Source organism: Pseudomonas sp. ZL2, from assembly GCF_054788455.1.
The window spans coordinates 65,076-91,192 of sequence record NZ_JBGOGX010000021.1 but is presented as its reverse complement, the minus strand read 5'-3'; the positions used below and the strand labels follow the sequence as shown (position 1 = coordinate 91,192).

The 26,117-nt window shown below is 62.5% G+C and carries 22 protein-coding genes; 9 read left to right on the top strand and 13 right to left on the bottom strand.

Features of this window, described 5'->3' with window-relative positions; translation table 11 throughout:
* Positions 1-70: 70 nt before the first annotated feature.
* Positions 71-463, bottom strand: coding sequence for a transcriptional regulator (locus ABM562_RS16165; RefSeq protein WP_460422600.1), 393 nt, complete (start codon positions 461-463; stop codon positions 71-73).
* Between the two features lie 126 nt (positions 464-589).
* On the opposite strand from ABM562_RS16165, the gene ABM562_RS16160 reads away from it, so the two are divergent.
* Complete coding sequence (locus tag ABM562_RS16160) at positions 590-859, top strand: hypothetical protein (protein ID WP_115088188.1); 270 nt, start codon at positions 590-592, stop codon at positions 857-859.
* A 91-nt stretch (positions 860-950) separates the two neighbouring features.
* Here ABM562_RS16160 and ABM562_RS16155 read toward each other — a convergent pair whose 3' ends face one another.
* Positions 951-2,276, bottom strand: coding sequence for a DEAD/DEAH box helicase (locus tag ABM562_RS16155; RefSeq protein ID WP_115088189.1), 1,326 nt, complete (start codon positions 2,274-2,276; stop codon positions 951-953).
* Between the two features lie 144 nt (positions 2,277-2,420).
* Between ABM562_RS16155 and ABM562_RS16150 the strand changes: the two genes are divergently transcribed.
* The gene (locus ABM562_RS16150; protein WP_460422598.1) at positions 2,421-3,722 is read left to right on the top strand and encodes a mechanosensitive ion channel family protein; all 1,302 of its coding nucleotides are present in this window, start codon (positions 2,421-2,423) and stop codon (positions 3,720-3,722) included.
* Here ABM562_RS16150 and ABM562_RS16145 read toward each other — a convergent pair.
* From ABM562_RS16145 to ABM562_RS16135, 3 genes are all read right to left on the bottom strand, one after another.
* A complete protein-coding gene (locus ABM562_RS16145; protein ID WP_038996515.1) occupies positions 3,663-4,541 on the bottom strand; it encodes a carboxylate/amino acid/amine transporter in 879 nt (292 codons plus the stop codon). The two genes, ABM562_RS16150 and ABM562_RS16145, sit on opposite strands and share 60 nt — an antisense overlap.
* Before the next feature lie 295 nt (positions 4,542-4,836).
* On the bottom strand, positions 4,837-5,436 hold the full coding sequence (locus tag ABM562_RS16140) for an FMN-dependent NADH-azoreductase (RefSeq protein WP_010223065.1): 600 nt from the start codon (positions 5,434-5,436) through the stop codon (positions 4,837-4,839).
* Positions 5,437-5,545: 109 nt separating this feature from the next.
* Positions 5,546-5,860, bottom strand: coding sequence for a 3-phosphoglycerate kinase (locus ABM562_RS16135; protein ID WP_115088191.1), 315 nt, complete (start codon positions 5,858-5,860; stop codon positions 5,546-5,548).
* A 49-nt stretch (positions 5,861-5,909) separates the two neighbouring features.
* Between ABM562_RS16135 and ABM562_RS16130 the strand changes: the two genes are divergently transcribed.
* From ABM562_RS16130 to ABM562_RS16115, 4 genes are all read left to right on the top strand, one after another.
* Positions 5,910-6,833: a LysR family transcriptional regulator gene (locus tag ABM562_RS16130; protein ID WP_038996518.1), complete on the top strand. Its 924-nt coding sequence runs from the start codon at positions 5,910-5,912 to the stop codon at positions 6,831-6,833.
* Between the two features lie 14 nt (positions 6,834-6,847).
* Complete coding sequence (locus ABM562_RS16125; protein WP_134063743.1) at positions 6,848-7,660, top strand: alpha/beta fold hydrolase; 813 nt, start codon at positions 6,848-6,850, stop codon at positions 7,658-7,660.
* A complete protein-coding gene (locus ABM562_RS16120) occupies positions 7,654-8,211 on the top strand; it encodes a peptidylprolyl isomerase (protein WP_115088193.1) in 558 nt (185 codons plus the stop codon). Before ABM562_RS16125 ends, ABM562_RS16120 begins: the two co-directional genes overlap by 7 nt.
* Before the next feature lie 64 nt (positions 8,212-8,275).
* Positions 8,276-10,108: an ABC transporter ATP-binding protein gene (locus ABM562_RS16115; RefSeq protein WP_115088194.1), complete on the top strand. Its 1,833-nt coding sequence runs from the start codon at positions 8,276-8,278 to the stop codon at positions 10,106-10,108.
* An 81-nt stretch (positions 10,109-10,189) separates the two neighbouring features.
* On the opposite strand, the gene ABM562_RS16110 is transcribed toward ABM562_RS16115, so the two are convergent.
* From ABM562_RS16110 to hrpA, 6 genes are all read right to left on the bottom strand, one after another.
* A complete protein-coding gene (locus tag ABM562_RS16110) occupies positions 10,190-11,314 on the bottom strand; it encodes a GNAT family N-acetyltransferase (RefSeq protein WP_134063744.1) in 1,125 nt (374 codons plus the stop codon).
* A gap of 84 nt (positions 11,315-11,398) precedes the next feature.
* A complete protein-coding gene (locus tag ABM562_RS16105; RefSeq protein WP_115088196.1) occupies positions 11,399-12,712 on the bottom strand; it encodes an OprO/OprP family phosphate-selective porin in 1,314 nt (437 codons plus the stop codon).
* Between the two features lie 198 nt (positions 12,713-12,910).
* Positions 12,911-13,141, bottom strand: coding sequence for an anti-sigma factor family protein (locus ABM562_RS16100; protein WP_115088197.1), 231 nt, complete (start codon positions 13,139-13,141; stop codon positions 12,911-12,913).
* Complete coding sequence (locus ABM562_RS16095) at positions 13,135-13,746, bottom strand: RNA polymerase sigma factor (RefSeq protein WP_115088198.1); 612 nt, start codon at positions 13,744-13,746, stop codon at positions 13,135-13,137. Before ABM562_RS16095 ends, ABM562_RS16100 begins: the two co-directional genes overlap by 7 nt.
* A 111-nt stretch (positions 13,747-13,857) precedes the next feature.
* Entirely contained in the window at positions 13,858-14,979 is a 1,122-nt protein-coding gene (locus tag ABM562_RS16090) for a beta-ketoacyl-ACP synthase III (protein WP_115088199.1), read from the bottom strand.
* 206 nt (positions 14,980-15,185) lie between these two features.
* A complete protein-coding gene (gene hrpA, locus ABM562_RS16085) occupies positions 15,186-19,091 on the bottom strand; it encodes an ATP-dependent RNA helicase HrpA (protein WP_460422592.1) in 3,906 nt (1,301 codons plus the stop codon).
* A 186-nt stretch (positions 19,092-19,277) separates the two neighbouring features.
* Between hrpA and ABM562_RS16080 the strand changes: the two genes are divergently transcribed.
* The 3 genes from ABM562_RS16080 (at position 19,278) to ABM562_RS16070 (ending at position 22,242) form a co-directional block, all read left to right on the top strand.
* Positions 19,278-19,442, top strand: a complete 165-nt coding sequence (locus tag ABM562_RS16080) for a hypothetical protein (protein ID WP_166675713.1) — start codon at positions 19,278-19,280, stop codon at positions 19,440-19,442.
* Positions 19,443-19,538: 96 nt separating this feature from the next.
* Complete coding sequence (locus tag ABM562_RS16075; RefSeq protein WP_134063748.1) at positions 19,539-20,903, top strand: glutamine synthetase family protein; 1,365 nt, start codon at positions 19,539-19,541, stop codon at positions 20,901-20,903.
* Between the two features lie 31 nt (positions 20,904-20,934).
* Positions 20,935-22,242, top strand: a complete 1,308-nt coding sequence (locus ABM562_RS16070; RefSeq protein ID WP_134063750.1) for an NAD(P)/FAD-dependent oxidoreductase — start codon at positions 20,935-20,937, stop codon at positions 22,240-22,242.
* 97 nt (positions 22,243-22,339) lie between these two features.
* On the opposite strand, the gene fadD1 is transcribed toward ABM562_RS16070, so the two are convergent.
* On the bottom strand, positions 22,340-24,037 hold the full coding sequence (gene fadD1, locus ABM562_RS16065; protein WP_115088203.1) for a long-chain-fatty-acid--CoA ligase FadD1: 1,698 nt from the start codon (positions 24,035-24,037) through the stop codon (positions 22,340-22,342).
* 306 nt (positions 24,038-24,343) lie between these two features.
* A complete protein-coding gene (gene fadD2 / locus ABM562_RS16060; protein WP_115088204.1) occupies positions 24,344-26,032 on the bottom strand; it encodes a long-chain-fatty-acid--CoA ligase FadD2 in 1,689 nt (562 codons plus the stop codon).
* Positions 26,033-26,117 lie beyond the last annotated feature (85 nt).

The window sequence follows — 26,117 nt, the reverse complement described above, 5'->3', positions numbered from 1 at the left end:
CGGCAGAAGTGGATCCAGTGCCGATTATCAGCGGCGGCAGGCGCTCAATGCCAGCCTTGTGTTGCCTGCGTCAGGCAATCTGTGCCTTGGAAGCCACCTGATCGAAGGTAGCCTCGTCCAGCGGGTCGTCCTGCTCATCCAGTACCTGACGCGGGTGATCGTTGCCCGGAATGCTGCTGTCCAGCAGGCTCAGCAGCCGCGAGCCACGCTCGGTGAGGACAAAATTCTCACCGTTGCCGCCCTCATCTTCCGGGCGTGAAGCAAAGTAACCGCGCTCGAACAGTAACTTTTCGTACTCACAGGCCAGCGTTTTCAGATGATCGAGATCGCCAGGTGCCGCACCTTCAGCCGCAAGCTGGGCAGCATGCTGCTCGGCATAGGGTCTGGGGGTGAAACTGTGTCCGGCGCTGTTCTGCGCTTCATGCAACAGGCGTTCGATCAGGTCCCAGTCGTAGGTGGTCATCGGCATAGCCTCAATCAGGGGTCGGTAAGATTGTGACCGGTGCGCGAGGCTGCGGTTCGACTGAACTTTCGCGGCCCGGCCAGGCTCAACCGCAAGACTTCACCCTGATTGCACAGGAGCCTGCCCATGAAGACCCTGATGAACATTGCCGCCGCCGCCAGCCTGTTGCTGGCCTTGCCCAGCTGGGCCTGCACGCTGGAAGAAGCGACGGAGAAACGCGAAGAACTGGCCAAGGAAGTGAGCAAGCTTACCGAGCAGAATCCGCAGAAGGCCAAGGAGATCAACGATGAGTTGCAAGGCATGAAGCTTGAGAGTGCCAGCAAGGACTTGCCGGACAAGTGCCAGCTGATCGACAAGCGGTTGCAGGAGCTGAAGGCAGCGGAGAAAAAGACCTGAAATCGGGGTGAAGCTATCGCTGGCAAGCCAGCTCCCACAAGGTCTGTAGAAAACCTGTGGGAGCCGGCCTTGCCGGCGATGAGGCCGGCGCTTACTCCGCAGCCGGCGCCGGCTTGCGGCGCTTGAGCGGTGCCAGGCCATCGGCGCTGGCCAGTGGGGCATTAGGCTTCGGCTTGGCGGTCGGCTTGCGCTTGGCAACGACCTTCTTGTCGCCTTTCTTGTCAGCCTTTTTCTTCTTCACACCGGCAGCCTTGCCCGAGGCCTTGACCTTCTTCGGCCCGGTATAGGTGCCTTTGACTTCCTTGATCACCCGGCGCTCGAAGCTCTGCTTCAGGTAGCGCTCGATGCTCGACATCAGGTTCCAGTCGCCGTGGCAGATCAGCGACACCGCCAGGCCTTCGTTACCGGCACGGCCGGTACGGCCAATACGGTGTACGTACTCGTCGCCGCTGCGCGGCATATCGAAGTTGATCACCAGATCCAGGCCGTCGACGTCCAGGCCGCGCGCGGCGACGTCGGTGGCAACCAGAATCTTGGCGCCGCCCTGTTTCAGGCGCTCGATGGCCAGCTTGCGGTCTTTCTGATCCTTGTCACCGTGCAGGACGAACGCTTTGTAGTCCTTGGCCACCAGATGACCGTAGATGCGGTCAGCCATCACCCGGGTGTTGGTGAAGATGATCGCTTTGTCGTAGGTCTCGTTTTCCAGCAGCCACTGGATGATCTGCTCTTTGTGCTGGTTGTGGTCGGCAGTGATGATCTGCTGGCGGGTACCTTCGGCCAACTGGCTGACACTGTTGAGCATCAGGTGCTCAGGGGTTTTCAGCACCTTGCCGATCATGTCGCGCAGGCCGGCACCGCCAGTGGTGGCGGAGAACAGCATGGTTTGCTCGCGGTTCGGGCACTCGTTGCACAGACGCTCGACGTCTTCGGCAAAGCCCATGTCGAGCATGCGGTCGGCTTCGTCGAGAACGATCACCTGGACATGCTCCAGGTGCAGGTTGCCGGCATTGAGTTGCTCGAGCAGGCGGCCCGGGGTGCCGATCAGCACGTCCGGCACCTTGCGCAGCATCGCGGCCTGTTCCTTGAAGTCTTCACCACCGGTGATCAGGCCAGCCTTGATGAAGGTGAACTGGGAGAAACGCTCGACTTCCTTGAGGGTCTGCTGCGCCAGCTCGCGGGTCGGCAACAGCACCAGGGCACGAATCTCGACACGCTTCTGCTTGAGGTCCACCAGGCGGTTGAGCATCGGCAGGACGAAGGCTGCGGTCTTGCCGCTACCGGTTTGCGCCGTCACCCGCAGGTCACGCCCTTGCAACGCCAAAGGGATGGCCGCTGCCTGCACCGGCGTCGGCTCGACAAATTTCAGCTCGGCCACGGCTTTGAGCAGGCGTTCGTGCAGGGCGAATTGGGAAAACACGGGTGTACCTCGGGCATGTGCAAAAAATTCAGTTGCATAGGGTAACGTTTTCCGGCGTCGGAGCCGAATTTCTTTTGGCAACTTCTTGCCGATCCGCGCTCTAATGGCCTTGTTTTCGACTTGCGGACCCTCTACGACACCGTTATGGACATTCAACAGCTGTGGCAAAACACCCTGGACCTCTGGGGCACCCTCGATCAACACCCGATACTGCACGCCGGTATCGGCCTGGGCGTATTGCTGGTGATCGCCCTGCTGCTCGGCCGTGTGGCGCGCTTTCTGGTGCTGCACGCCGCCCGCCTGCTCGGCCGCCAGCCAGCCCTGCACTGGGTCAATGACCTGCGCGAGAACAAGGTATTCCAGCGCCTGGCCCAGACCACCCCGTCGCTGGTGGTGCAGTTCGGCCTGAAGCTGGTGCCGGAGCTGAGCGCCACCAGCCAGCATTTCCTCGGCAACGTTGCCCTGGCCTTCACCATCCTGTTCCTGACCCTGGCCCTGAGCGCCCTGCTCGACGCCCTGCTGGACATCTACGCACGCACCGAACATGCCCGCACCCGCTCGATCAAGGGCTATGTGCAGTTGGCCAAGATGGTCCTGTTCGTGTTCGGCGCGATCGTCATCGTCGCCACCCTGATCGACCGCTCGCCGCTGTTGCTGCTCTCAGGTCTCGGTGCCATGTCGGCAGTCATCCTGTTGGTCTACAAGGACACCCTGCTGTCGTTCGTCGCCAGCGTGCAGCTGACCAGCAACGACATGCTGCGGGTCGGCGACTGGATCGAGATGCCCCAGGTCGGCGCCGATGGCGATGTGGTGGACATTACCCTGCACACGGTCAAGGTGCAGAATTTCGACAAGACCATCGTCTCCATCCCCACCTGGCGCTTGATGTCCGAGTCGTTCAAGAACTGGCGCGGCATGCAGCAATCGGGCGGGCGGCGGATCAAGCGCAGCCTGTTCATCGATGCCGGCGGCGTGCGTTTTCTGACCACCGCCGAAGAGCAGCGCCTGTCCGAGGTGCGCCTGCTGACCGACTACATCGCCCGCAAACGCAATGAACTGCACAGCTGGAACGAGGCCCAGGGCCCGGTGGCGGAACTGTCGGCCAACCGCCGCAAGCTGACCAACGTCGGCACCTTCCGCGCCTATGCCCTGGCGTATTTGAAGAGCCACCCGGACATCCAGCCGAACATGACCTGCATGGTCCGCCAGATGCAGACCACCGCCCAGGGCGTGCCGCTGGAAATCTACTGCTTCACCCGCACCACGGTGTGGGCCGAGTACGAGCGTATCCAGGGCGACATCTTCGACTATCTGCTGGCAGTGCTGCCGGAGTTCGGCCTGAGCCTGTACCAGCAGCCCAGCGGCAACGACCTGCGCGCCGGCCTGTTACCCTCGACCTTGCCCAGCCAGCAGCGGGCGCTGAGTGCCGAGACGACTGAGCCATAGCGATGCCAGGATCACCGCCCCGCCGATGAACAACCGGCCCAGCGGCTCGTGCTGGTTCCAGATCAGCAGGTTGAGCAGCAAGCCGACCGGCACGTGCAGGTTGTTCATCACCGCCAGGGTGCCGCCTGAAACCAGGCAGGCGCCCTTGTTCCACCAGTACAACCCCAGAGCCGTCGGGCACAGGCCCAGAAACAGCAGCACCAGCCATTGCACGTCGGTGCTCGGCAGGTGCTGGGTGTTGCCGAACAGCAGGAAGGCCGGCAGCACCACCAGCAAGGCGCCCAGGTAGAAATAGCCGAACCGCCGGTAGTGCGGCAGGTCGCTGGGGTTGCGCGCGATCAGGTGGCGGTACAGTACCTGCCCGGCGGCATAGGTGAAGTTGGCCAGTTGCAGCAGCAAAAAGCCGATGAAGAAGTCCGGGCTGATGCTGTCGAAGCGAATCACCGCCGCACCGGCAACCGCCACCAGCGCCGCCACCAGCGCCCAGGGGTTGAAGCGCCGGTTCAGGGCGTCTTCAATCAGGGTCACGTGCAAGGGCGTGAGGATGGTGAACAGCAGCACCTCCGGCACCGTCAACACCCGGAAGCTCAGGTACAGGCAGACATAGGTGATGCCGTATTGCAGCGCACCGATCAGCAGCATCGAACGCATGAAGCGTGGTTCGACCTGACGCCAGCGGGTCAGCGGCAGGAACACCAGCCCGGCCAGCAGCACCCGCGCCAGCACTGCGAAATAGCTGTCGACATGCCCCGCCAGGTACTCGCCGATCAGGCTGAAGGAAAACGCCTGGATCAGCGCGACGATCAATAAATAGCCCATGTTGGCCCCTTGCTGTGGAGGCGGCGACCTTAGCGGTTAGCAGCACACCCAGCAACTGCTGAAGCCCCTGCGGACCTGTGGGAGCTGGCTTGCCTGCGATCGAGCGCGAAGCGGTCGCAATCCAGACGCCGCCTGATGTGTTGGTGGTACTGGCCTCATCGCGGGTCACGTCGAGTCGTCGCACCGCCGCTCCCACAGTAATCACCATAAAAAAGCCCGGTCATGCACAAGGCAGTGACCGGGCAGGTACACCCAAAGGAGCAACAGGTGTCAGGCGGGAAAATTCATTGCCGGCTCATGCCACCGCGGCGAGCTGCGCCTTGGCCTGGTTCAGGCCCTTCTCGTGGAAATCACCGCCCATGTTCAGGCCTTCGGCGTGGATGAAGGTCACGTCATGGATACCGATAAAGGCCATGACCTGGCGCAGGTAGGGTTCCTGGTGATCGCTGCTGGCGCCGGCATGGATGCCACCGCGGGCAGTGAGGATGTAGGCGCGCTTGCCGGTCAGCAGGCCCTGCGGTCCGGTTTCGGTGTACTTGAAGGTGATGCCGGCGCGCAGTACATGGTCCAGCCAGGCCTTGAGGGTGCTGGGGATGGTGAAGTTGTACATCGGCGCAGCCAGGACCAGTACATCGGCCGCCAGCACTTCATCGGTCAACTCGTTGGAGCGGGCCAGGGCCTGCAGCTCTTCGGCATTGCGCTGGGCTTCGGGCTTCATCCAGCCACCGAGCAGGTTGCCATCCAGGTGCGGCACCGGGTTGACGGCCAGGTCGCGCAGGGTGACCTGGTCGGCCGGGTGGGCGGCTTGCCACTGGCTGACGAAGTCACGGGTCAGTTGCCGGGAGATCGAGTCCTGCTGGCGGGCGCTGCTTTCGATGACGAGTACACGGGACATGGGGCTTGCCTCCATCGGCGAGTTCGGTAAGTCGATGGAGGCAAGATTAATGATTGACCTATCGATAAAAAAGCGTAAAAACTGGGTCCAATCTATCAGTTAAATTGTTTTATTGCGGTTTGCAGCTCAAGGCAATGCGCAGCTTGATGATTTCCCGGTTGAACTTGGCGGTGGCATCGACGCTTTTTTTCGCCGGCACCAGCACACGGCGCACCCGAGGCGCTTCCGGGCCGTTGCGGAAAGTCACCTTGCACTGCGCATCGACGTCGCCATAGTTATTGACGGTGATCGAACCGATATCACGGTCGGTGTCGTAGGTGGTGTAGTCGACCTTGACGCCGTCGATGTCCTTTTCCACGTCGATGGGATAGGCCAGGGCCGTGAGCGGAAGCAGGGCCAGCAATACAGCACAACATTTCTTCATACGACGCTCTCCATGAAAGAGCGCCAGCTTAGGACAACAGGAGCCGAAGATGAAAGCGCCGCGCGTAACCCTGGATCAGTGGCGGACCCTGCAGGCGGTGGTCGACCACGGTGGTTTTGCCCAGGCCGCGGAGGCCCTGCACCGCTCGCAATCCTCGGTGAGCTATACCGTGGCACGCATGCAGGACCAGCTCGGCGTACCGCTGCTGCGCATCGACGGGCGCAAGGCGGTACTCACCGAGGCCGGCAACGTGCTGCTGCGCCGCTCGCGGCAACTGGTCAAGCAGGCCAGCCAGCTTGAAGACCTGGCCCACCATATGGAACAGGGTTGGGAAGCCGAAGTGCGCCTGGTGGTCGATGCCGCCTACCCCAACGCCCGCCTGGTCCGCGCCTTGAGTGCGTTCATGCCGCAAAGCCGTGGCTGCCGGGTGCGCCTGCGTGAAGAGGTACTGTCCGGGGTCGAGGAAGTCCTGCATGAAGGCGTCGCCGACCTTGCCATCAGCGGCTTCAATATTTCCGGCTACCTGGGCACGGAGCTCAGTTCGGTCGAGTTCGTTGCCGTTGCCCACCCCGAACACAGCCTGCACCGCCTGGGTCGGGAGCTGAACTTCCAGGACCTGGAAAGCCAGTTGCAGGTGGTGATCCGCGACTCCGGCCGCGCGCAGCCCCGCGATGTCGGCTGGCTGGGCGCCGAACAGCGCTGGACCGTCGGCAGCCTGGCCACCGCCGCCACCTTCGTCAGCAGCGGTCTGGGCTTTGCCTGGTTGCCGCGCCACCTGATCGAACGCGAGCTGCGTGAAGGCCTGCTCAAGCCGTTACCGCTCGATCAGGGTGGCAGTCGCCACCCACTGTTCTACCTTTACTCGAACAAGGACAAACCCCTGGGCCCGGCGACGCAGATCCTCGTCGAGTTGCTGCGCAACTTCGACACCGCACCGCTGGATGTGCCCTTCGCCGCGCCCGCCCAAGCCTGACAGGAATCACGCCGATGGCCTACTTCGAACATGAAGGTTGCTCGCTGCACTACGAGGAATACGGCCAGGGCGAGCCGCTGGTGCTGCTGCACGGCCTGGGCTCCAGCTGCCTGGACTGGGAGATGCAGGTGCCGACGCTTGCCCACCACTACCGGGTGATCCTCATGGACATCCGTGGCCACGGCCGCTCCGACAAGCCGCGCGAGCGCTACAGCATCGCCAGCTTCAGCGCCGACCTGCTGGCCCTGCTCGAGCAGTTGCAGACCGGCCCGGTGCACCTGGTCGGCCTGTCCATGGGCGGCATGATCGGTTTCCAGTTTGCCGTCGATCACCCCGAGTGGCTGCGCAGCCTGTGCATCGTCAACAGCGCCCCGGAGGTCAAGCGCCGCAGCCGCAGCGACTGGATCTGGTGGGCCAAGCGCTGGGCCCTGGCCCGGGTGTTGAGCCTCGAAACCATCGGCAAGGGCCTGGCCGAGCGGTTGTTCCCCAAGCCGCAGCAGGCCGATTTGCGGCGCAAGATGGCCGAGCGCTGGGCCAAGAACGACAAACGCGCGTACCTGGCCAGTTTCGACGCCATTGTCGGCTGGGGCGTGGCGGAACGCCTGGGGCAGATTCGCTGTCCTACCCTGGTCATCAGCGCCGACCAGGATTACACCCCGGTACAACTTAAAGAGCGCTACGTTGCCCTGATTCCACAGGCACGGCTGGCGGTCATCGAAGATTCCCGGCACGCTACGCCCCTGGATCAACCTCACGTATTCAATCAGACGCTGCTGCAGTTCCTGGCGGCGTCCACCACCTCTCAAGGATCATTGAGCCCATGCTGAAAAAACTCCTGCTCGCCACCTGTTCAGTCGTCTTCGCCACCAGCCTGATGGCCGCCGAAAAAGCGCCTCATGTACTGCTGGATACCAGCTTCGGCCAGATCGAAATCGAACTGAACGAAACCAAGGCGCCGATCAGCAGCAAGAACTTCCTGCAATATGTGGACAGCGGCTTCTACAACAACACCGTCTTTCACCGGGTGATCCCGGGCTTCATGGTCCAGGGCGGTGGTTTCACCGAGCAGATGGTGCAAAAACCCACCAAGGACCCGATCCGCAACGAAGCCAGCAATGGCCTGCAGAACGTCCGTGGCACCCTGTCGATGGCGCGCACCTCCGACCCGAACTCGGCCACCAGCCAGTTCTTCATCAACGTCGCCGACAATGCCTTCCTCGACCCGGGCCGCGACCGTGGATACGCGGTGTTCGGCAAGGTCGTCAAAGGCATGGAAGTGGTCGACCAGATCGTCAACTCGCCAACCACAATGAAAAAAGGCATGCGCGATGTGCCGGTCGACCCGGTGTTCATCAAGTCGGCCAAACGTATCGACTGACCTTGGGCTTCACAGGGACGTGAACCAGGCCCGAGGGTCGAACTGAACAGGAGTTACCGTTTTCATGCTGTTTCGCCGCTTCGAAAAGCTCATCGACATCTTCCGTGAGGCGCCTACTGCGGCGCCGCCCACCACGGTATGGCCGTTCTATGTGTACTACCTGCGCCAGGTCTGGCCGAGTTTTGCCGCGCTGCTGGTGATCGGATTCATCGGCGCATTGATCGAAGTGGCCCTTTTCAGTTACTTGAGCCGGATCATCGACCTGGCTCAAGGCACCCCTTCGCCTGATTTCTTCAGCGATCACGCTGCCGAACTGCTATGGATGCTGGTGGTGGCGCTGATTCTGCGCCCGGTGTTTCTCGGCCTGCACGACCTTCTCGTACACCAGACCATCAGCCCGGGGATGACCAGCATGATCCGCTGGCAGAACCATACCTTCGTGCTCAAGCAGAGCCTGAACTTCTTCCAGAGCGATTTTGCCGGGCGCATCGCCCAGCGCATCATGCAGACCGGCAACTCGCTGCGCGACTCGGCGGTGCAGGCGGTGGACGCGCTGTGGCACGTGCTGATCTATGCGATCAGCTCGCTGGTGCTGTTTGCCGAGGCCGACTGGCGGCTGATGCTGCCGCTGATTACCTGGATTGCCTGCTACATCGGCGCACTTTGCTACTTCGTGCCACGGGTCAAGGCCCGGGCAGTCATCTCCTCCGATGCCCGCTCCAAGCTCATGGGCCGCATCGTCGATGGATACACCAACATCGCCACCCTGAAACTCTTCGCCCACACCGACTTCGAGCAACAGTACGCCCGCGAAGCGATCAGCGAACAGACCGAAAAAACCCAACTGGCCGCCCGCGTGGTCACCAGCATGGACGTGGTCATCACCAGCCTCAACGGCCTGCTGATCGTCAGCACCACGGGCCTGGCGCTGTGGCTGTGGACCCAGTCGCTGATCACGGTCGGCGCCATCGCCCTGGCCACCGGCCTGGTGATCCGCATCGTCAACATGTCCGGCTGGATCATGTGGGTGGTCAACGGCATCTTCGAGAACATCGGCATGGTCCAGGACGGTCTGCAGACCATCGCCCAGCCGGTGAGCGTCACCGACTCGCCGAGCGCACCCAAGCTCAAGGTCGATCGCGGCGGGGTGAAGTTCGACAACGTCAGTTTTCACTATGGCAAGGGCAGCCGCATCATCGACAGCCTGAACCTGGACATCCGCCCTGGCGAGAAGATCGGCCTGATTGGCCCGTCCGGCGCGGGCAAGTCGACCTTGGTCAACCTGCTGCTGCGCCTCTACGACCTGGAAAGCGGGCGCATCCTCATCGATGGCCAGGACATCGCCCAGGTGACCCAGGCCAGCCTGCGTGCGCAGATCGGCATGATCACCCAGGACACCTCGCTGCTGCACCGCTCGATTCGCGAAAACCTGCTGTATGGCCGGCCCGACGCCACCGAAGAAGAGCTGTGGGAAGCCGTACGCCGGGCGCGTGCCGACGAGTTTATCCCGCAACTGTCCGACGCCCAGGGCCGTACCGGCTTCGATGCCCATGTGGGTGAGCGTGGGGTCAAGCTCTCCGGCGGCCAGCGTCAACGCATCGCCATTGCCCGGGTGCTGCTCAAGAATGCGCCGATCCTGATCATGGACGAGGCGACTTCAGCATTGGACTCGGAAGTTGAAGCAGCAATCCAGGAGAGCCTGGAAACCCTGATGCAAGGCAAGACCGTGATCGCCATTGCCCACCGGCTGTCGACCATTGCCCGCATGGACCGTCTGGTGGTGCTGGAGAAAGGCCGGATTGCCGAAATGGGCAGCCATTCGGAATTGCTCACGCATCAAGGGCTGTATGCACGGTTGTGGCATCACCAGACCGGGGGGTTTGTCGGGATCGACTGAACACCGTGGTGTCTTCATCGCTGGCAAGCCCGCTCCCACACAGGACCAGTGTGGGAGCGGGCTTGCCCCGCGATGAGGCCCTCAACCTTGCCGATAAGGCAAAGCCAAACGCGCTTCCCCGGCATACGCCAACACCCCTGCCCGCTCCTGCTCCAGGAATTCCTCCACCGCCCGGCGCAAGCCCGGGTGCAGCAGGTAATGCCAGGAGCGGGTGATCACCGGTTCAAACCCGCGAATCAACTTGTGCTCACCTTGCGCCCCGGCATCGAAACGCTGCAGGCCTTCGGCAATCGCCAGGTCCATGCCCTGGTAGAAACAGGTCTCGAAGTGCAGCCGGTCGAATTCGTCCAGGCACCCCCAGTAACGGCCATACAGGCTGCCACCACCGACCAGGCTGAAGGCCATGGCGACATCACGGCCGCCCTGACGAGCCATCACCACACGAATCGCAGCGGGCATGCGCTCAGCCAACAGGCTGAAGAACTCCCGGGTCAGGTAAGGCGCGCGACGGCGTACGGCATAGGTATTGGCATAACAGGCAAAGACGAAATCCCACTGTGCCTCGCTCAGTTCATCCGCGCGCAACCAATAAAACTCGATGCCCTGCCCCGCCACCTGTTCGCGCTCCTTGCGCATCTGCTTGCGCTTGCGTGAGCTCAAGGTGTCGAGAAAATCCTGGAAGTCGCGGTAGCCCTGGTTACGCCAATGAAACTGGCATCCCAGGCGCTCCATCCAGCCTTCGCGCTCGCGCATCAGCGCATCCGCCTGCGCATCGGTGAAGTTGATGTGGGCGCCGGACATCCCCTGTTCGAACAGCTCGTCGGTCAGTTGATCCACCAGCTCGGCCGCCGCCTGCGGGTCGCCAAGCAAGCGCGGGCCGGTCACCGGCGAGAACGGCACGGCGCAGAGCAGCTTGGGGTAATAGGCAATGCCTGCCCGCTCACAGGCGTCGGCCCAGCCGTGGTCGAATACGTACTCGCCGAATGAATGGGTTTTCACATAGGCGGGCAAGGCGGCGCGCAACTGCCCGGCGCTGTCGGTCAGCAACTGGTGCGCCGGGCTCCAGCCGGTGTTGCGGCTGACGCTGCCGCTGTCCTCCAGACTGGACAGAAACGCGTGGCGCAGGAACGGTTGTTCGTCCGGCACCAGGGCATCCCAGGTGGCAGGCGTGAGTTCGGCAAGGTGTTGCAGGATAAGCTTGGGCATTGACGCAGTCTGCCTCGTCGCGCAGGCGAAAAAAAGCCCCGCGCAAGCGGGGCTGAAGATCTAACGGATGAGGAGCGGTGTTGCTTAGAACACGTACTGCGCGCGCATTACGAAACCGTCGCCGCTGTCGTCGCCGGCGGCGTTCTGGGCATTGTCGACCTTGGCCTTGACGTACACGCCGCTGAGCTTGATCGACTCGTTGGCGTACCAGTTCAGGCCGACGTTGTGGACCTTGCCTTCGATATCGCTGACGTTGGCAAACGCGCCGTTGTCGTCATCGACGCTCAGGTGGTCATAGCGGTAGAACACTTCCCAGGCACCGATCTGCTTGTTCGACGGCTTGATGCTGTCGAACTTGCCGAGCTTGTAGCCACGGGCCTCACCGGTGATGGTGTAGGCCAGCTGGCCGTAGTAGCCGTCAGCCTTGATGTCGGAGAACGCGGCGCTGTCGGCTTCGACCTCACGCTTGATGTATTCGCCCTGTACCGAGAACGGGCCCATGGCCCAGGCCGCTTCCAGGCCCCAGGCCTGGTCGGTGTCGTAGGCACCGGCCGGGGTGTTGTTCTGGCCACCCAGGGTCAGGCGGTTGCCATTGGTACCGGCATCCTGACCACCGTCGGTGCTCACCCCGCGCATGCCCAGACGGCTGCGGATACGACCATCGAAAGCGGTGTCGGAAAGGTCACGCTGGGCGTAGTTGATACCGAAGTGCAGGACGTTGCCGGCTTCGTGCATCGGCGCGAAGACGCCGCGCAGGTTGAACTGCTTGGTGCTGTCGCCGTCCTTGTCCTGGTTGGTGGCGTCCTTGGCAAAGGCACCGACCGAACCATACAGCGAATCGCCGGCGTTACCCGACGCCTGGATACCCAGGCCGCCGTTGTGCGAGTTGGTCCAGTCGACCAGGTCGTAGGCAGCGGTACGTTCCTGCGCCGTCACCCACTTGGAGCTGGTGGCTTTTTCCAGACCGAATTCAGGGTCGAAACGACCGAACTTGATCGACACCGGCTTGAAGCCGTTGTAGGCCAGCGACGCTTCGTCGAAGTAGCCGTCTTCGGAACGGTTGTCACCACCGGAGTTGTGCGAGAAGTCGTAGGCGATCTGGTAGGCCCAGTCGGTGTACATCACGCCGCCCAGTTCCAGGTAGGCGCGGCGGAAGTAACCGGCGTCGGCGGTGTTGCCGTTGTTGGTGTAGAAACCGTCGAAACGGCTGTAGTCAGCCTGGATCCGACCGCCCAGCTTGAAGCTGAATTCCTTGTCGGTGGTAGCGACCTCGAGGCCACCCTTGGTCTTGACTACGATATCGGCGCCGTCGGTGGTCACGGTACCCGCAAAAGCCTGGGCGGTAACGGCCATGGCCAAGGCGCTGGCTACGAAACCTGCGAAGTGCTTACGGATCATCGAAGAAGCTCCCCTACTTTATGGTCTTGATAATGTTGAAAAAACACGCGGCTCAGGCCACTTGTGCTGGGGAGGAATCTTGGCGGGGGTGTATGTCAGATCAGTGGCTTTTAGATAAATGTTTTGTGACAGGGGAACTTTTTTACTTCGAAAGGAAATAAGCCGGAAAGCTCCGTTGCAGAGCCTCCCAAGCGTGATTCAGGAGTTTTTCAGTTCACGGGCCAGACGCTCGGCCAGGGCATCGCTGTCGACCACCGGTTCTTCCGGCAAGGCCCGTACCGTGGCCTGGGCCATGCGCATCTGCTTGAGAAAGCGGCGGCAATGGCGACAGAACATCAGGTGCTGGCGGACCATCAGACGCTCGCCCAGGGTCAGTTGCTCATCGAGATAGTCGCTGGAGCGGGCGACGAGTTCCTTGCAGCTCAGCATTGGCCGGTTTCCTCGAAATGTTCCAGGGTGGCGAAGACCTTCAGGCGCGCCCGATGCAGCAGCACGCGGACATTGGAGAGGGAAATCTCGAGAAGATTACAGATCTGCTCCAGCTCCAGGCCCTGTCGCTCGCGCAGCACCAGCACACTGCGTTGCAGCTGCGACAGGCTCAGCAGGGTGTGCTCCAGGCATTCACGCATCTGCTCACGACTGAGCATGGCCTCTGGCGTGTCTTCATGCCAGGCCGAAGGTCCTTGCAACCAGTGGCCGTCGGTGGCGAAGCGCTCGTCACCGATCGTGCCATGGGGGCCTGGCAGGTCATCCAGGAGCACTTCGCGACGGTTCTGTTTGTAGCGGGTCTTGGCTGCGTTGGCGGTAATGGTAAGCAACCAGGTCTTGAGGCTCGAGCGCTGCTCGAATCCCTTGAGGTTACGTACCACCGCCAGCCAGGCGTCCTGTACCGCTTCGTCGGCATGCCGGCTGCCGACAATCGCGTAGGCGACGGCGCGCATGGCGCCCTGATAGGTGTCGACCAGTTCCTTGAACGCTTGTTGCTCACCCTTGAGCAGCCGCTCCAGCAAGCGGGCTTGTTGTTCGCCAGTCATCGCCATCCATCCATCGTTCTGCGGGTAGAGTCCGATTAGGCGGATTTGTTACAGCTAAAGCCATCAGCCAAGTGTCCCAGCACAGTAGGACACTTCGTAAGCAACTGAAGCTTAACGCTTGCGCAGGATCACGCTACCGATCGAATAACCGGCGCCGAACGAGCTGAGCACGCCCAGGGCACCCTGTGGCAGGTCATCCTGATGCTTGTGCAAGGCGATCACCGAGCCGGCCGAACTGGTGTTAGCGTAGCTGTCGAGGATCACCGGTGCCTCTTCTTCCAGCGCATCACGGCCGAGCAGTTTCTTGACGATCAAGTGGTTCATGCTCAGGTTGGCCTGGTGCAGCCAGAAGCGCTTGACGTCGCTGACGTTGAGGTTGTTCTCGGCCAGGTGCTGGCCGATCAGCTCGGCAACCATCGGGCAGACCTCGCGGAACACCTTGCGGCCTTCCTGGACGAACAACTTGTCGGGGGCGCCGATGCCCTCTTCGGCAGCACGGTTGAGGAAGCCGAAGTTGTTGCGGATGTTGTTCGAGAACTGGGTCAGCAGTTTGGTGCTGACAATGTCGAACTGGTGTTTGGAGGTGGCCAGGTCGGCGCGCTCCACCAGTACGGCCGTCGCTGCATCACCAAAGATGAAATGGCTGTCGCGGTCACGGAAGTTCAGGTGGCCGGTACAGATTTCCGGGCTGATCACCAGCACCGCGCGGGCCTGGCCCAGTTGCACGCTGTTGCAGGCGGTCTGGATGCCGAAGGTGGCCGACGAGCAGGCCACGTTCATGTCGAAACCAAAGCCGTTGATGCCCAGGGCCTGTTGCACTTCGATGGCAATGGCCGGGTACGGGCGCTGCAGATTGGAGCAGGCAACGATGACCGCATCGACGTCTGCGGCTGTGCGGCCGGCGCGTTGCAGGGCCTGCTCGGCGGCAGCCACGGCCATCTGGCAGAGGATCGACGGTTCGTCATTGGAGCGCTCTGGCAGGCGCGGCTTCATGCGCTGCGGGTCGAGGATGCCGTCCTTGTCCATGACGAAGCGGCTTTTGATGCCCGAGGCCTTTTCAATGAAGGCGGCGCTGGACTCGGCCAGGGCCTGGACCTCACCGCGCTCGATGGCGGCGGCGTTGTCGCGGTTGAACTGCTGCACGTAGGCGTTGAAGGATTCCACCAGCTCTTCGTTGGAAATGCTGTTGGCCGGGGTGTACAGGCCGGTGCCGCTGATGACGACGTTATGCACGGTCGTTCCTCTGTTCGGGGCCATTGCCAGCCCGGCAACGGCCTGTTCGGTCGGTTTGAATTGGTACCAAAGTACCAACTTTGACTGGCAATGACCCTGGCTTGCCGGGCCACTGCGCAGTGCTGCATGCGTGAGCCGCGCAGGCCCGGCAGGTAATTCCGGGGTGCGCGGCGTATATCAGCCAAGTGTGCCACAACTGCGGGGGTTTAGGCTTCCACCTGACTCCACTGCTTGCTCAGTCGTTTGTCGGAAACCGGCACCTTGGTGCCCAACTGCTGGGCGAACAACGACACCCGGTACTCCTCCAGCCACCAGCGGTACAGCTGCAGCTGCTCGTCGCGCTTGCCTTCCTGGGCGTGCTTGTCGAGGCGGGTCTGGTACTGGCTCCAGAGGTTGCCCAGTTCACTGCTCCAGACCCGGTCCTTCTGCACCTGGGCGCCGAGTTTCTCCAGGCGCAGCTCGATCGCCTTGAGGTAGCGCGGCAGCTCCTTGAGCCAGAGCCCCGGGGTTTCGCGGACAAAGCCCGGGTAGACCAGGTTGCCCAGCTGCTGCTTGATGTCGTTGAGGGCCACGGCCTGGGCCAGGTCGATCTTGCCCTTGAAGCGCTTTTGCAGGCCGTGCCAGAGCTTGAGGATCTCCAGGGTCAGGCGCGCCAGGCGTTCGGCGTGCTCGGCCCAGCTACCGCGTTTGCGCTCGGCTAGCGAGGCCAGGCCTGCGCCATCACGCGGCAGGGTGCTTTCGCCTTCAAGGATGCAGCTGTCCAGGCTGGCCAGCAGGATATCTTCGACCAGCGCCTCGACCCGGCCCAGTTCACGGTACAACAGGCCCAGCTCGGTCAGCCCCGGCAGCTTGCCACGCAGGAACTTGGCCGGCTCCGCCAGTTGCTGCAGCAACAGGCGCTGCAAGGCGCGGCGGTGCTGGAATTCGGCTTCGGCCTGGGTCGAGAAACGCCCTTCCTTGACCGTGCCGTTTTCTTCCACCAGGGCCGGATAGACCGTCATCGACAGCCCGGCAAACTTCTGCTGCGCGGTCTCGGCCACCTGGGTGAAGGCCTTGGCCTGCACCGGCTGCTGGCTTTGTGCGGTCTGCGGTACCGCCAGAGCGGCCTGGCTGGCAGCGGCAAAGCGTGCAGTCAGCTCAGCCAGGTCGCGGCCTTCGCCGAGGAACTTGCCCTGGCCATCGACCACTTCCAGGTTCATTTTCAGATGGCTGTCGACCTGCGCGGCGGCTTCGGCCCAGGCTTCATCGCTGACCCGCACACCGGTCATGCGCAGCAGCTCGCGGCCCAGCGCCTGGGGCAACGAACCTTCGCCGAAGCTCATGCGTTGCAGCGCGGCCTTGACGAAGTCCGGCACCGGCACGAAGTTCTTGCGCAGCGCCTTGGGCAGGTTGCGCACCAGGGCGATGCACTTGGCTTCGAGCAGGCCCGGCACCAGCCACTCCAGGCGCTCGCCCGGCAGGCTTGGCAAGAGTGGCGCCGGCACCCGCACGGTGACGCCGTCGCGCGGATGGTTAGGCTCGAAGTGGTAGCTCAGGGCCAGGCTCAGGTCGCCCAGGCGCAGGGTGTCCGGGTACTGCGCGGCGGTGACTTCACTGGCTTCGCGGGCCAGCACGTCTTCCTCGCGCATGATCAGCAACTGCGGGTCTTTCTGGCTGGTGACCCGGTACCAGCTGTCGAAGGTTGCGGTCTGGTGGATCTCCGCCGGCAAGCGCGCTTCATAGAAGCCGTACAGGGTTTCTTCATCGGCGAGGATGTCGCGCCGACGGGCCTTGGCTTCCAGCTCGTCGAGTTGCTCCAGCAAGCGCCGGTTGGCGGTCAGGCATTTGGCTTTGGACTGGATCTCGCCACCCACCAGTGCCTCGCGGATAAACAGCTCGCGGGACATCACCGGGTCGACCGGGCCGTAATGCACTGGCCGCCGGCCGACCACGATCAGGCCATAGAGGGTGACCTGCTCGAAGGCCACCACCTGGCCGCGCTTCTTTTCCCAGTGCGGTTCGAAATGGTTCTTCTTGATCAGGTGCCCGGCCAGCGGCTCGATCCAGTCCGAATCGATCTTGGCCACCATGCGCGCATAGAGCTTGGTGGTTTCCACCAGCTCGGCGGTCATCAGCCACTGTGGACGCTTCTTGCCCAGGCCGGACGACGGGTGCACCCAGAAGCGCCGTTGACGGGCGCCGAGGTAGTCACCATCTTCGGTCTTCTGGCCGATCTGGCTGAGCAGGCCGGAAAGAATCGCCTTGTGCAGGCGCGGGTAGTCAGCAGGCTCTTTATTGATGCTCAGCTGCAGGTCGCGGCAGATCAGGCTCAACTGACGGTGAGCATCGCGCCACTCACGCAAACGCAGGTAGTTGAGGAAGTTCTTCCGGCACCAGTTGCGCAGCGGGCTGGCGGTCAGGGCCTGGCGTTGCTCTTCGAACCCACGCCACAAATTGACCAGCGCGGCGAAATCGGAGTCGACGTCCTTCCATTGCGCATGGGCCTGGTCGGCCGCTTGCTGGCGCTCCGGCGGACGCTCGCGCGGGTCTTGTACCGACAGCGCACTGGCGACGATCAACAGCTCGTTGAGGCTTCCCTGCTTGGCGCCTTCAAGGAGCATGCGGCCCAGCCGCGGGTCGACCGGCAAGCGCGCCAGTTGCCGGCCCAGGGGGGTCAGCTGGTTCTCGCGGTTGACCGCCGAGAGCTCCTGCAACAGATTGAAGCCGTCGCTGATGGCCTTGCCATCCGGCGGCTCGATGAACGGGAACGCGTCGATCTCGCCCAGGCGCAGGTGCAGCATCTGCAGGATGACCGCAGCAAGGTTGGTACGGAGGATTTCCGGGTCGGTAAAGGCCGGCCGCGCGTTGAAATCCTCTTCGCTGTACAGGCGCACGCAGATGCCCGGCTCGACCCGCCCGCAGCGGCCCTTGCGCTGGTTGGCACTGGCCTGGGACACCGCTTCGATCGGCAGGCGCTGGACCTTGGCCCGGTAGCTGTAGCGGCTGATGCGTGCGGTGCCGCTGTCGATCACATAGCGAATGCCCGGCACCGTCAGCGAGGTTTCGGCGACGTTGGTGGCCAGCACCACACGCCGCCCGGGATGGGACTGGAAGATCTTTTGCTGCTCGGCCGGCGACAGGCGCGCGTACAACGGCAGGATCTCGGTGTGGCGCAACTGGGCCTTGCGCAGCATCTCGGCGGCGTCGCGAATCTCGCGCTCGCCCGGCAGGAACACCAGCACGTCACCCGGGCCCTTGCCCTGGCTGCGCTCGAAGGCGGCGATCTCGTCGAGGGTGGCGAGGATTGCCTGGTCAACGGTGAGGTCGTCCTCGACGCGGTTGCCCTCCTCGTCCTGCTCACTGGTTAACGGCCGATACCAGGTTTCCACCGGATAGGTGCGGCCCGACACTTCGATGATCGGCGCATCGTTGAAGTGCTTGGAAAAGCGCTCAAGGTCGATGGTCGCGGAAGTGATGATGACCTTGAGATCAGGGCGGCGTGGCAGCAGGGTCTTCAGGTAGCCGAGCAGAAAGTCGATGTTCAGGCTGCGCTCGTGGGCTTCGTCGACAATGATGGTGTCGTAGCGCTCAAGAAAACGGTCGTGCTGGGTCTCGGCCAGGAGGATGCCGTCGGTCATCAGCTTGACCAGGGTGTTGGCGTCGCTCTGGTCTTCAAAGCGCACCTGGTAGCCGACCAGCGCCCCCAGTGGCGTGCCGAGCTCTTCGGCGACCCGGGTGGCGACGCTGCGGGCGGCAATCCGCCGTGGCTGGGTATGGGCGATCAGGCCGTGCTGGCCGCGGCCCAGTTCCAGACAGATCTTCGGCAACTGGGTGGTTTTGCCCGAGCCGGTTTCGCCGGCAATGATCAACACCTGATGCTCGGCCAGGACCTTTTTGATCTCGTCACGCTTGGCCGCAATCGGCAGGCTGTCATCGTAACGGATGCTCGGCACGCTGGCCTTGCGCGCAGTGACCTGGGCGCAGGAGGCCTGCACCTTGTCGACCCACTGCGCAAGCTTCGCCTCATCCGGGCGCTTGCGCAGCTCGTGCAGCTGCCGGCGCAGGCGGTGACGCTCGGAAATCATGGCGTGGTCGAGGTTTTTCAGCAGTTGATCAATCGCGTGGTCAGTCATGGGGGCTTTTTAGTCGTGCAGGTGAGCCTGCTTTTGCATGATCGGCTTTTCAAGGGCTGCGATTGTCGCAGATTTGCCGACGCTCGGCACGGTTGCGGGCTGGCGAGCCATTGTTTAGCCAAGACTTACCTGAAGTTGTACAAAGGCTTATTTAATGAACCTTCCCCGGCATGGGAGTATCCAGGCATGACTTCGTCTCCCGGCTTGCCCCGTCCGCTGCTGCGCCCTTCGTTCCCGAAGGTGCGGGCATGCTGCGGGGAAAATCCGCTGGTGCACATCATTCTCGCCTTCTGGGCCTTGTGGCACTGCCGCCATGCCCGCCCACCGGACGCCCGCCTCGCCCTGCACTGAACCGTGCGGCCAGTTTCTGGCCGACCTTCCTTGTCGAAGACTGCCGCCTGACCGGCTAGGCAGTCCTGTGCGCCTGACGGCGCGAGCGAGAGCACCATGCAATTTGCCCCCATCGAGCAGGCCCGAACGTTCCTGGCCGCCAACCCCGATATCGAGATGATCGAGCTGTTCATCCTCGACGCCAATGGCGTGCCGCGCGGCAAGCTGCTGCACCGCGAAGAGCTGCTGGCGGTGTACGAAAGCGGTCGGCCATTGCCCAGCACCATCCTCGGCCTGACCCTGAACGGCGACGATGTGGAAAACTCCGGGCTGGTCTGGGATGTCGGCGATATCGACTGCCGCGCCTACCCGCTGGAACACAGCCTGGTGCGCCTGCCCTGGCGGCAAATCCCCACGGCGGCACTGCAGGTCAGCATGCACCCCAGCGAAGGCCTGCCGGCAAGCATTGCCGACCCGCGCCACCTGCTGGTCAAGGTCATCGATGCACTGAAGGCCGAAGGTTACTACCCGGTAATGGCCTGCGAGCTTGAGTTCTACCTGCTCGACCAGAAGCGCGACAGCCATGGCCGGCCGCAACCGGCACTGGACAGCGACGGCGGCCGGCCGCGGGGCACCCAGGTCTATGGCCTGCGCGAGCTGGAACAGATCGAGCCGTTTCTCGCCGACCTCTATGCCGCTTGCAAAGCCCAGGGCATTCCGGCGCGCACGGCGATTTCCGAATATGCCCCGGGCCAGGTGGAAATCACCCTGGAACATGGCGATGCGCTGCTGGCCATGGACCAGGCGGTGCGCTACAAGCGCCTGGTCAAGGGCGTGGCGCACAAGCACGGGATGCAGGCCTGCTTCATGGCCAAGCCGTTCGATCACCTGGCGGGCACCGGCATGCACATGCACGTGAGCCTGGCCGATGCCCAGGGCAACAACCTCTACGCCAGTGAAGACAAGGCCGGCACGCCGCTGCTGCGCCAGTCGGTGGCCGGCATGCTCAAGCTGCTGCTCGATTCGCTGCTGCTGTTCTGCCCCAATGCCAACTCCTACCGACGCTTCCAGGCCAACAGCTATGCGCCGCTGGCACCGACCTGGGGGGTCGACAACCGTACCGTCAGCCTGCGAGTGCCAGGCGGCCCGGCCAACAGCCGACACATCGAGCACCGCATCTGCGGCGCCGACGCCAACCCGTACCTGGCTGCCGCAGCCATCCTTGCCAGCCTGCATCACGGCATCCGCCAACAGCTCGACCCGGGCGCGCCGGTCGAGGGCAATGGCTACGCCCAGGCCACCGAACTGCTGCCCACCGACTGGCTGACTTCGCTCACCGCCCTGGAGCGCTCGAGCTGGGCCCGCGAGGCCTTCGGCGCCGAATTCCTCGGTGTTTATCTGGCGGTCAAGCGTGCCGAGTACCGCCAGTTCATGGCCGAGGTCGGCGAACAGGACTGGCGCTGGTACCTGACCCAGGCCTGACTCTTTATTTTTGCGCCAAGGATTTTTTGTCATGAATGCAGCCGTGAATGCCGGCCCTGCCCAGCGCAGTGCCTCCTACTACACCGCAAGCCTCAACGACGCCACCCAGTATCCGACCCTCAAGGGCACGGTGAAGGTCGATGTGGCAATCATCGGCGGTGGCTTTACCGGGGTCGCCAGCGCCGTGGAGCTGGCCGAACGCGGCCTGAAGGTCGCCATTGTCGAAACCAATCGCATCGGCTGGGGCGCCAGCGGGCGCAACGGCGGCCAGGTCACCGGCAGCCTCTCGGGCGATGAAGCGATGCGCAAGCAGATGCGCGACAAGCTCGGGGACGAGGTCGATGACTTCATCTGGCACCTGCGCTGGCGCGGCCACCAGATCATCGAGCAAAGGGTTGAACGCTACGGCATCGACTGCGACCTCAAGCGCGGCCACCTGCACGCGGCGATGAAAGCTTCGCACATGGGCGAACTACGCGCCTTCGCCGCCGAGGCCGAGCGCCGCGGCATGGCTGATCAGGTCGAGCTGCTCGACCAGAGCGCCATGCGCGAACACCTGCAAAGCCCGCTGTACCTCGGCGCCCTGAAGAACCGCCGCAACCTGCACCTGCACCCGCTCAACCTGTGCCTCGGTGAAGCCCGTGCCGCGCACAGCCTGGGCGCACTGATCTTCGAAAACTCCGAGGTGCTGGACATCGTTCATGGCGATCAGCCGGCGCTGGTGACTGCCCACGGGCGGGTCGAGGCCAAGCAGATCCTGCTGGCCGGCGACGTCTATCACAAACTGGAAAAGCGCCAGCTCAAGGGCAAGATCTTCCCGGCCATGGGCGGCATCGTCACCACCGCACCACTGGGTGACTTGGCCGCGCAGATCAACCCCCACGACCTGGCGGTGTACGACTGCCGCTTCGTCCTCGACTACTACCGGCTGACCGCCGATGGCCGCCTGCTGTTCGGCGGTGGTGCCAACTATTCCGGGCGCGATTCACGGGATATCGCCGGTGAACTGCGCCCGTGCATCGAGCGCACGTTTCCGGTGCTCAAGGGCGTGCCGATCGAGTTCCAGTGGAGTTGCGCGATGGGTATCGTGGTCAACCGCATCCCGCAGCTGGGCAAGCTTTCGGATAACGTCTGGTACTGCCAGGGTTATTCCGGGCACGGCATCGCCACCAGCCATATCATGGGCGAAATCATGGCCGAAGCACTGACCGGGACACTGGAGAAATTCGATACCTTTGCCGGCTGCAAACACATCAAGGTGCCGATGGGCGATGTGCTGGGCAATCCGTTGCTGGCGGCGGGGATGTGGTATTACCAGATGCTCGAAAAACTGCGCTGAAACCATCGCTGGCAAGCCAGCTCCCACAAGGTCTAATTACACCGTACCTGTGGGAGCTGGCTTGCCAGCGATCGAGCGCGAAGCGTTCGCCTGAAACTCAGGCGATCTTCTTCAGGCCCAGCTTCTTCAGCTCTTCATCACGCAGTTCACGGCGCAGGATCTTGCCAACGTTGGTGGTCGGCAGCGCATCGCGGAACTCGACAAAGCGCGGTACCTTGTAGCCGGTGACATTGGCACGCATGTGCTCCATCACCTGCTCCTTGGTCACCGTCATGCCCGGCTTGACCACGATGAAGATCTTGATCACTTCACCGGACTTCTCGTCCGGCACGCCGATGGCTGCGCACTGCAGCACGCCCGGCAAGGCCGCCAGCACATCTTCGAGTTCGTTCGGATAGACGTTGAAACCGGAGACCAGGATCATGTCCTTCTTGCGATCGACGATGCGCATGTAGCCGTCGGTCTGGATCAGGGCGATGTCACCGGTCTTCAGCCAGCCATCGCTGTCGAGGATCTCGTTGGTGGCGTCTTCACGCTGCCAGTAGCCCTTCATCACCTGCGGCCCTTTCACGCACAACTCGCCGATTTCGCCCAGGGCCAGTTCGACACCGGCGTCGTCGATGATCTTGCACAGGGTCGAGGGCATCGGAATACCGATGGTGCCGATCTGGTTCTGCTCGGCCGGGTTGACCGCTGCCACCGGGCTGGTTTCGGTCATGCCGTAACCTTCGCAGATGGCGCATCCGGTCACTGCCTTCCAGCGCTCGGCGACACTCATCTGCAGCGCCATACCGCCCGACAGGGTGATCTTCAGGCCGGAGAAATCCAGCTTGCGGAAATTCTCGTTGTTGCACAGGGCGACGAACAAGGTGTTCAAACCGACAAAGCCGCTGAACTTCCACTTGCCCAGTTCCTTGACCATCGCCGGCAAGTCGCGCGGGTTGCTGATCAGGATGTTGTGGCTGCCGATCAGCATCATCGCCATGCAGTGAAAGGTGAACGCGTAGATGTGGTACAGCGGCAGAGGGGTGATCAGGATCTCGCAACCTTCGTTGAGGTTCGAGCCCATCAGCGCCCGGCATTGCAGCATGTTGGCCACCAGGTTGCGGTGGGTCAGCATTGCGCCCTTGGCCACCCCGGTAGTACCGCCGGTGTACTGCAACACGGCGACGTCGTTACTGTCCGGATTGGCTTCCTGAACAGCCTTGCCACGACCTTTGCTCAACACATCGTTGAACTTGACCGCCTTGGGCAGGTTGTACGCCGGGACCATTTTCTTCACGTACTTGATCACGCTGTTGATCAACAAGCGTTTAACCGGTGGCAACAAGTCGGCCACTTCGGTGACAATAACGTGTTTGACCTGGGTCTTGGGCACCACCTTCTCGGCCAGGTGCGCCATGTTCGCCAGGCAGACCAGCGCCTTGGCGCCGGAATCGTTGAACTGGTGTTCCAATTCCCGCGCGGTATACAACGGGTTGGTGTTGACCACGATCAGGCCCGCACGCAGGGCACCGAAGACGGCAACGGGGTATTGCAGAACGTTGGGCAGCTGCACGGCAATACGATCACCCGGCTGCAGGTCGGTATGCTGTTGCAGGTAAGCGGCAAAGGCCCCCGACAACTCATACAACTCGCCGTATGTAATGGTTTTGCCCAGGTTGCTAAAGGCCGGTTTATCGGCAAAGCGTTGGCAAGACTGCTTCAATACCGCCTGAATATTCGGATACTCATCAGGATTGATTTGCGAGGCAATCCCGGCTGGGTACTTATCCTTCCAAAAATTTTCGATCATGGAAGCCCACTCCTCCAGCAGCAGCGAATTCTTCACCGCAGTCGATGCGATTATTATTGATATAAGATTACGGTTTATTGCAAACCTGATAATCCGAAGCGGGCCGAGAGTAGCAGCTTTGCCAAGGGCCGCCTAGAGCTAAAGTAGCCCGAACAGTCACGGAAATGACTCTTGATTATGCCGTAGTCATTTTTAGAGTAAAAATTCTAAAGCACACTGTTGGAGCGGGCTTGCCCCGCGATAGCGCCCTGTCTGGCACGGCACATCGCGGGGCAAGCCCGCTCCCACAATGACTCATCGCCGCCGTCAGGCTATATCCCGAAGCTCCCTGCGCAAAATCTTGCCCACCGCCGTCATCGGCAACGAGTCCCTCAACACAATGTGCTTGGGCACCTTGTAGCCAGTGAAGTTGGCCTTGCAATAAGCCTTCAGCTCTTCAAGGCTCACCCCACCCTCGCGCGGCACCACGAACAGCTTCACCGCCTCGCCCGAACGCTCATCAGGGACGCCGATCACCGCGCAACTGGCCACTTGCGGATGGCTCATCACCACTTCTTCGATCTCGTTCGGATACACGTTGAAACCCGAGACGATGATCATGTCCTTCTTGCGGTCGACGATACGGGTAAAGCCATCCGGGTCGATCACGGCAATATCGCCAGTCTTGAACCAGCCTTCGCTGTCCAGCGCCTCGGCGGTCGCCTCGGGGTGCTGCCAGTAGCCCTTCATTACCTGCGGGCCCTTGATGCACAGCTCGCCGCGCTCTCCAAAGGGTTGCTCCTCCCCCTCATCGTCAATGACCTTGAACGCCGTGCCCGGCACCGGAATGCCCACGGTCCCCAGGCGCGCCAGCTGGCCATAAGGGTTGGTACTGGCCACCGGCGAGGTCTCGGTCAGGCCGTAGCCTTCGACAATGCGGCAACCGGTGATGCTCTCCCAACGCTCGGCGGTGGCGCTGACCAGTGCGGTACCACCGGAATTGGTCACTTTCAGCGCCGAGAAGTCGAGGTTCTTGAACTCGGGGTGGTTCATCAGCGCCACGAACAGGGTGTTAAGCCCCAGCAGTGCAGAGAACTTCCACTTTTTCAGCTCCTTGACGAAGCCGGGGATGTCCCGCGGGTTGGTGATCAGCACGTTGTGGTTGCCGGTGACCATCATGCACATGCAGTTCGCGGTGAAGGCATAGATATGGTAGAGCGGCAGCGGTGCGATCATCACCTCCTGCCCCTCCTTGATCAGGCGCTGGCCATCAGGCCCATGCTGGGAGAAACACGCCAGCACCTGGAGCATGTTGGCCACCAGGTTACCGTGGGTCAGCATCGCGCCCTTGGCCAGGCCCGTGGTGCCGCCGGTGTACTGCAACACGGCGATGTCGTCGAGGCTCAGCGATACCGGCTTGAGCGACTGGCCACGGCCCTGGGCCAGGGCGCTCTTGAATGGCACAGCCTGTGGCAGGCGGTAGTCCGGGACCATCTTCTTGACCTTGCTGACGATGGTATTGACCAGCCAGCCCTTGGCCGTCGGCAGCATGTCGCCCATCTTCGCTTCGATGAGGAATTCGATGCCGGTGTCCGGCAGCACCTCCTGCACCAGCTTGCCGAACATGTTCAGGTACACCAGCGCCCTGGCGCCGGAGTCCTTGAACTGGTGGCGCATCTCGCGGGCGGTGTACAGCGGGTTGGTGTTGACCACGATCAGCCCGGCGCGCATGGCGCCGAATACGGCGATGGGGTACTGCAGCACGTTGGGCATCTGTACCGCGATGCGGTCGCCCGGCACCAGGTCGGTGTGCTGCTGCAGGTAAGCGGCGAAGGCCGCGGAATAGCGTTCGAGTTCGGCGTAGCTCAGGGTCACCCCGAGGTTGCTGAACGCCGGGCGGTCAGCAAACTTCTTGCAGGAGCGTTCGAACACTTCGACCACTGACTTGTAAGCGTTTATGTCAATTTGCGAAGGAACGCCTGCCGGGCGCTTGTCATTCCAGAAATCAGCTTGCATTTATTCTTGTCCTCATACCTGAGCCGTTCCGGCCCCCTTGCCTGCTTGGCGAAGAAGGTGCTCTGCCGACGTTAGCAGGTATGTC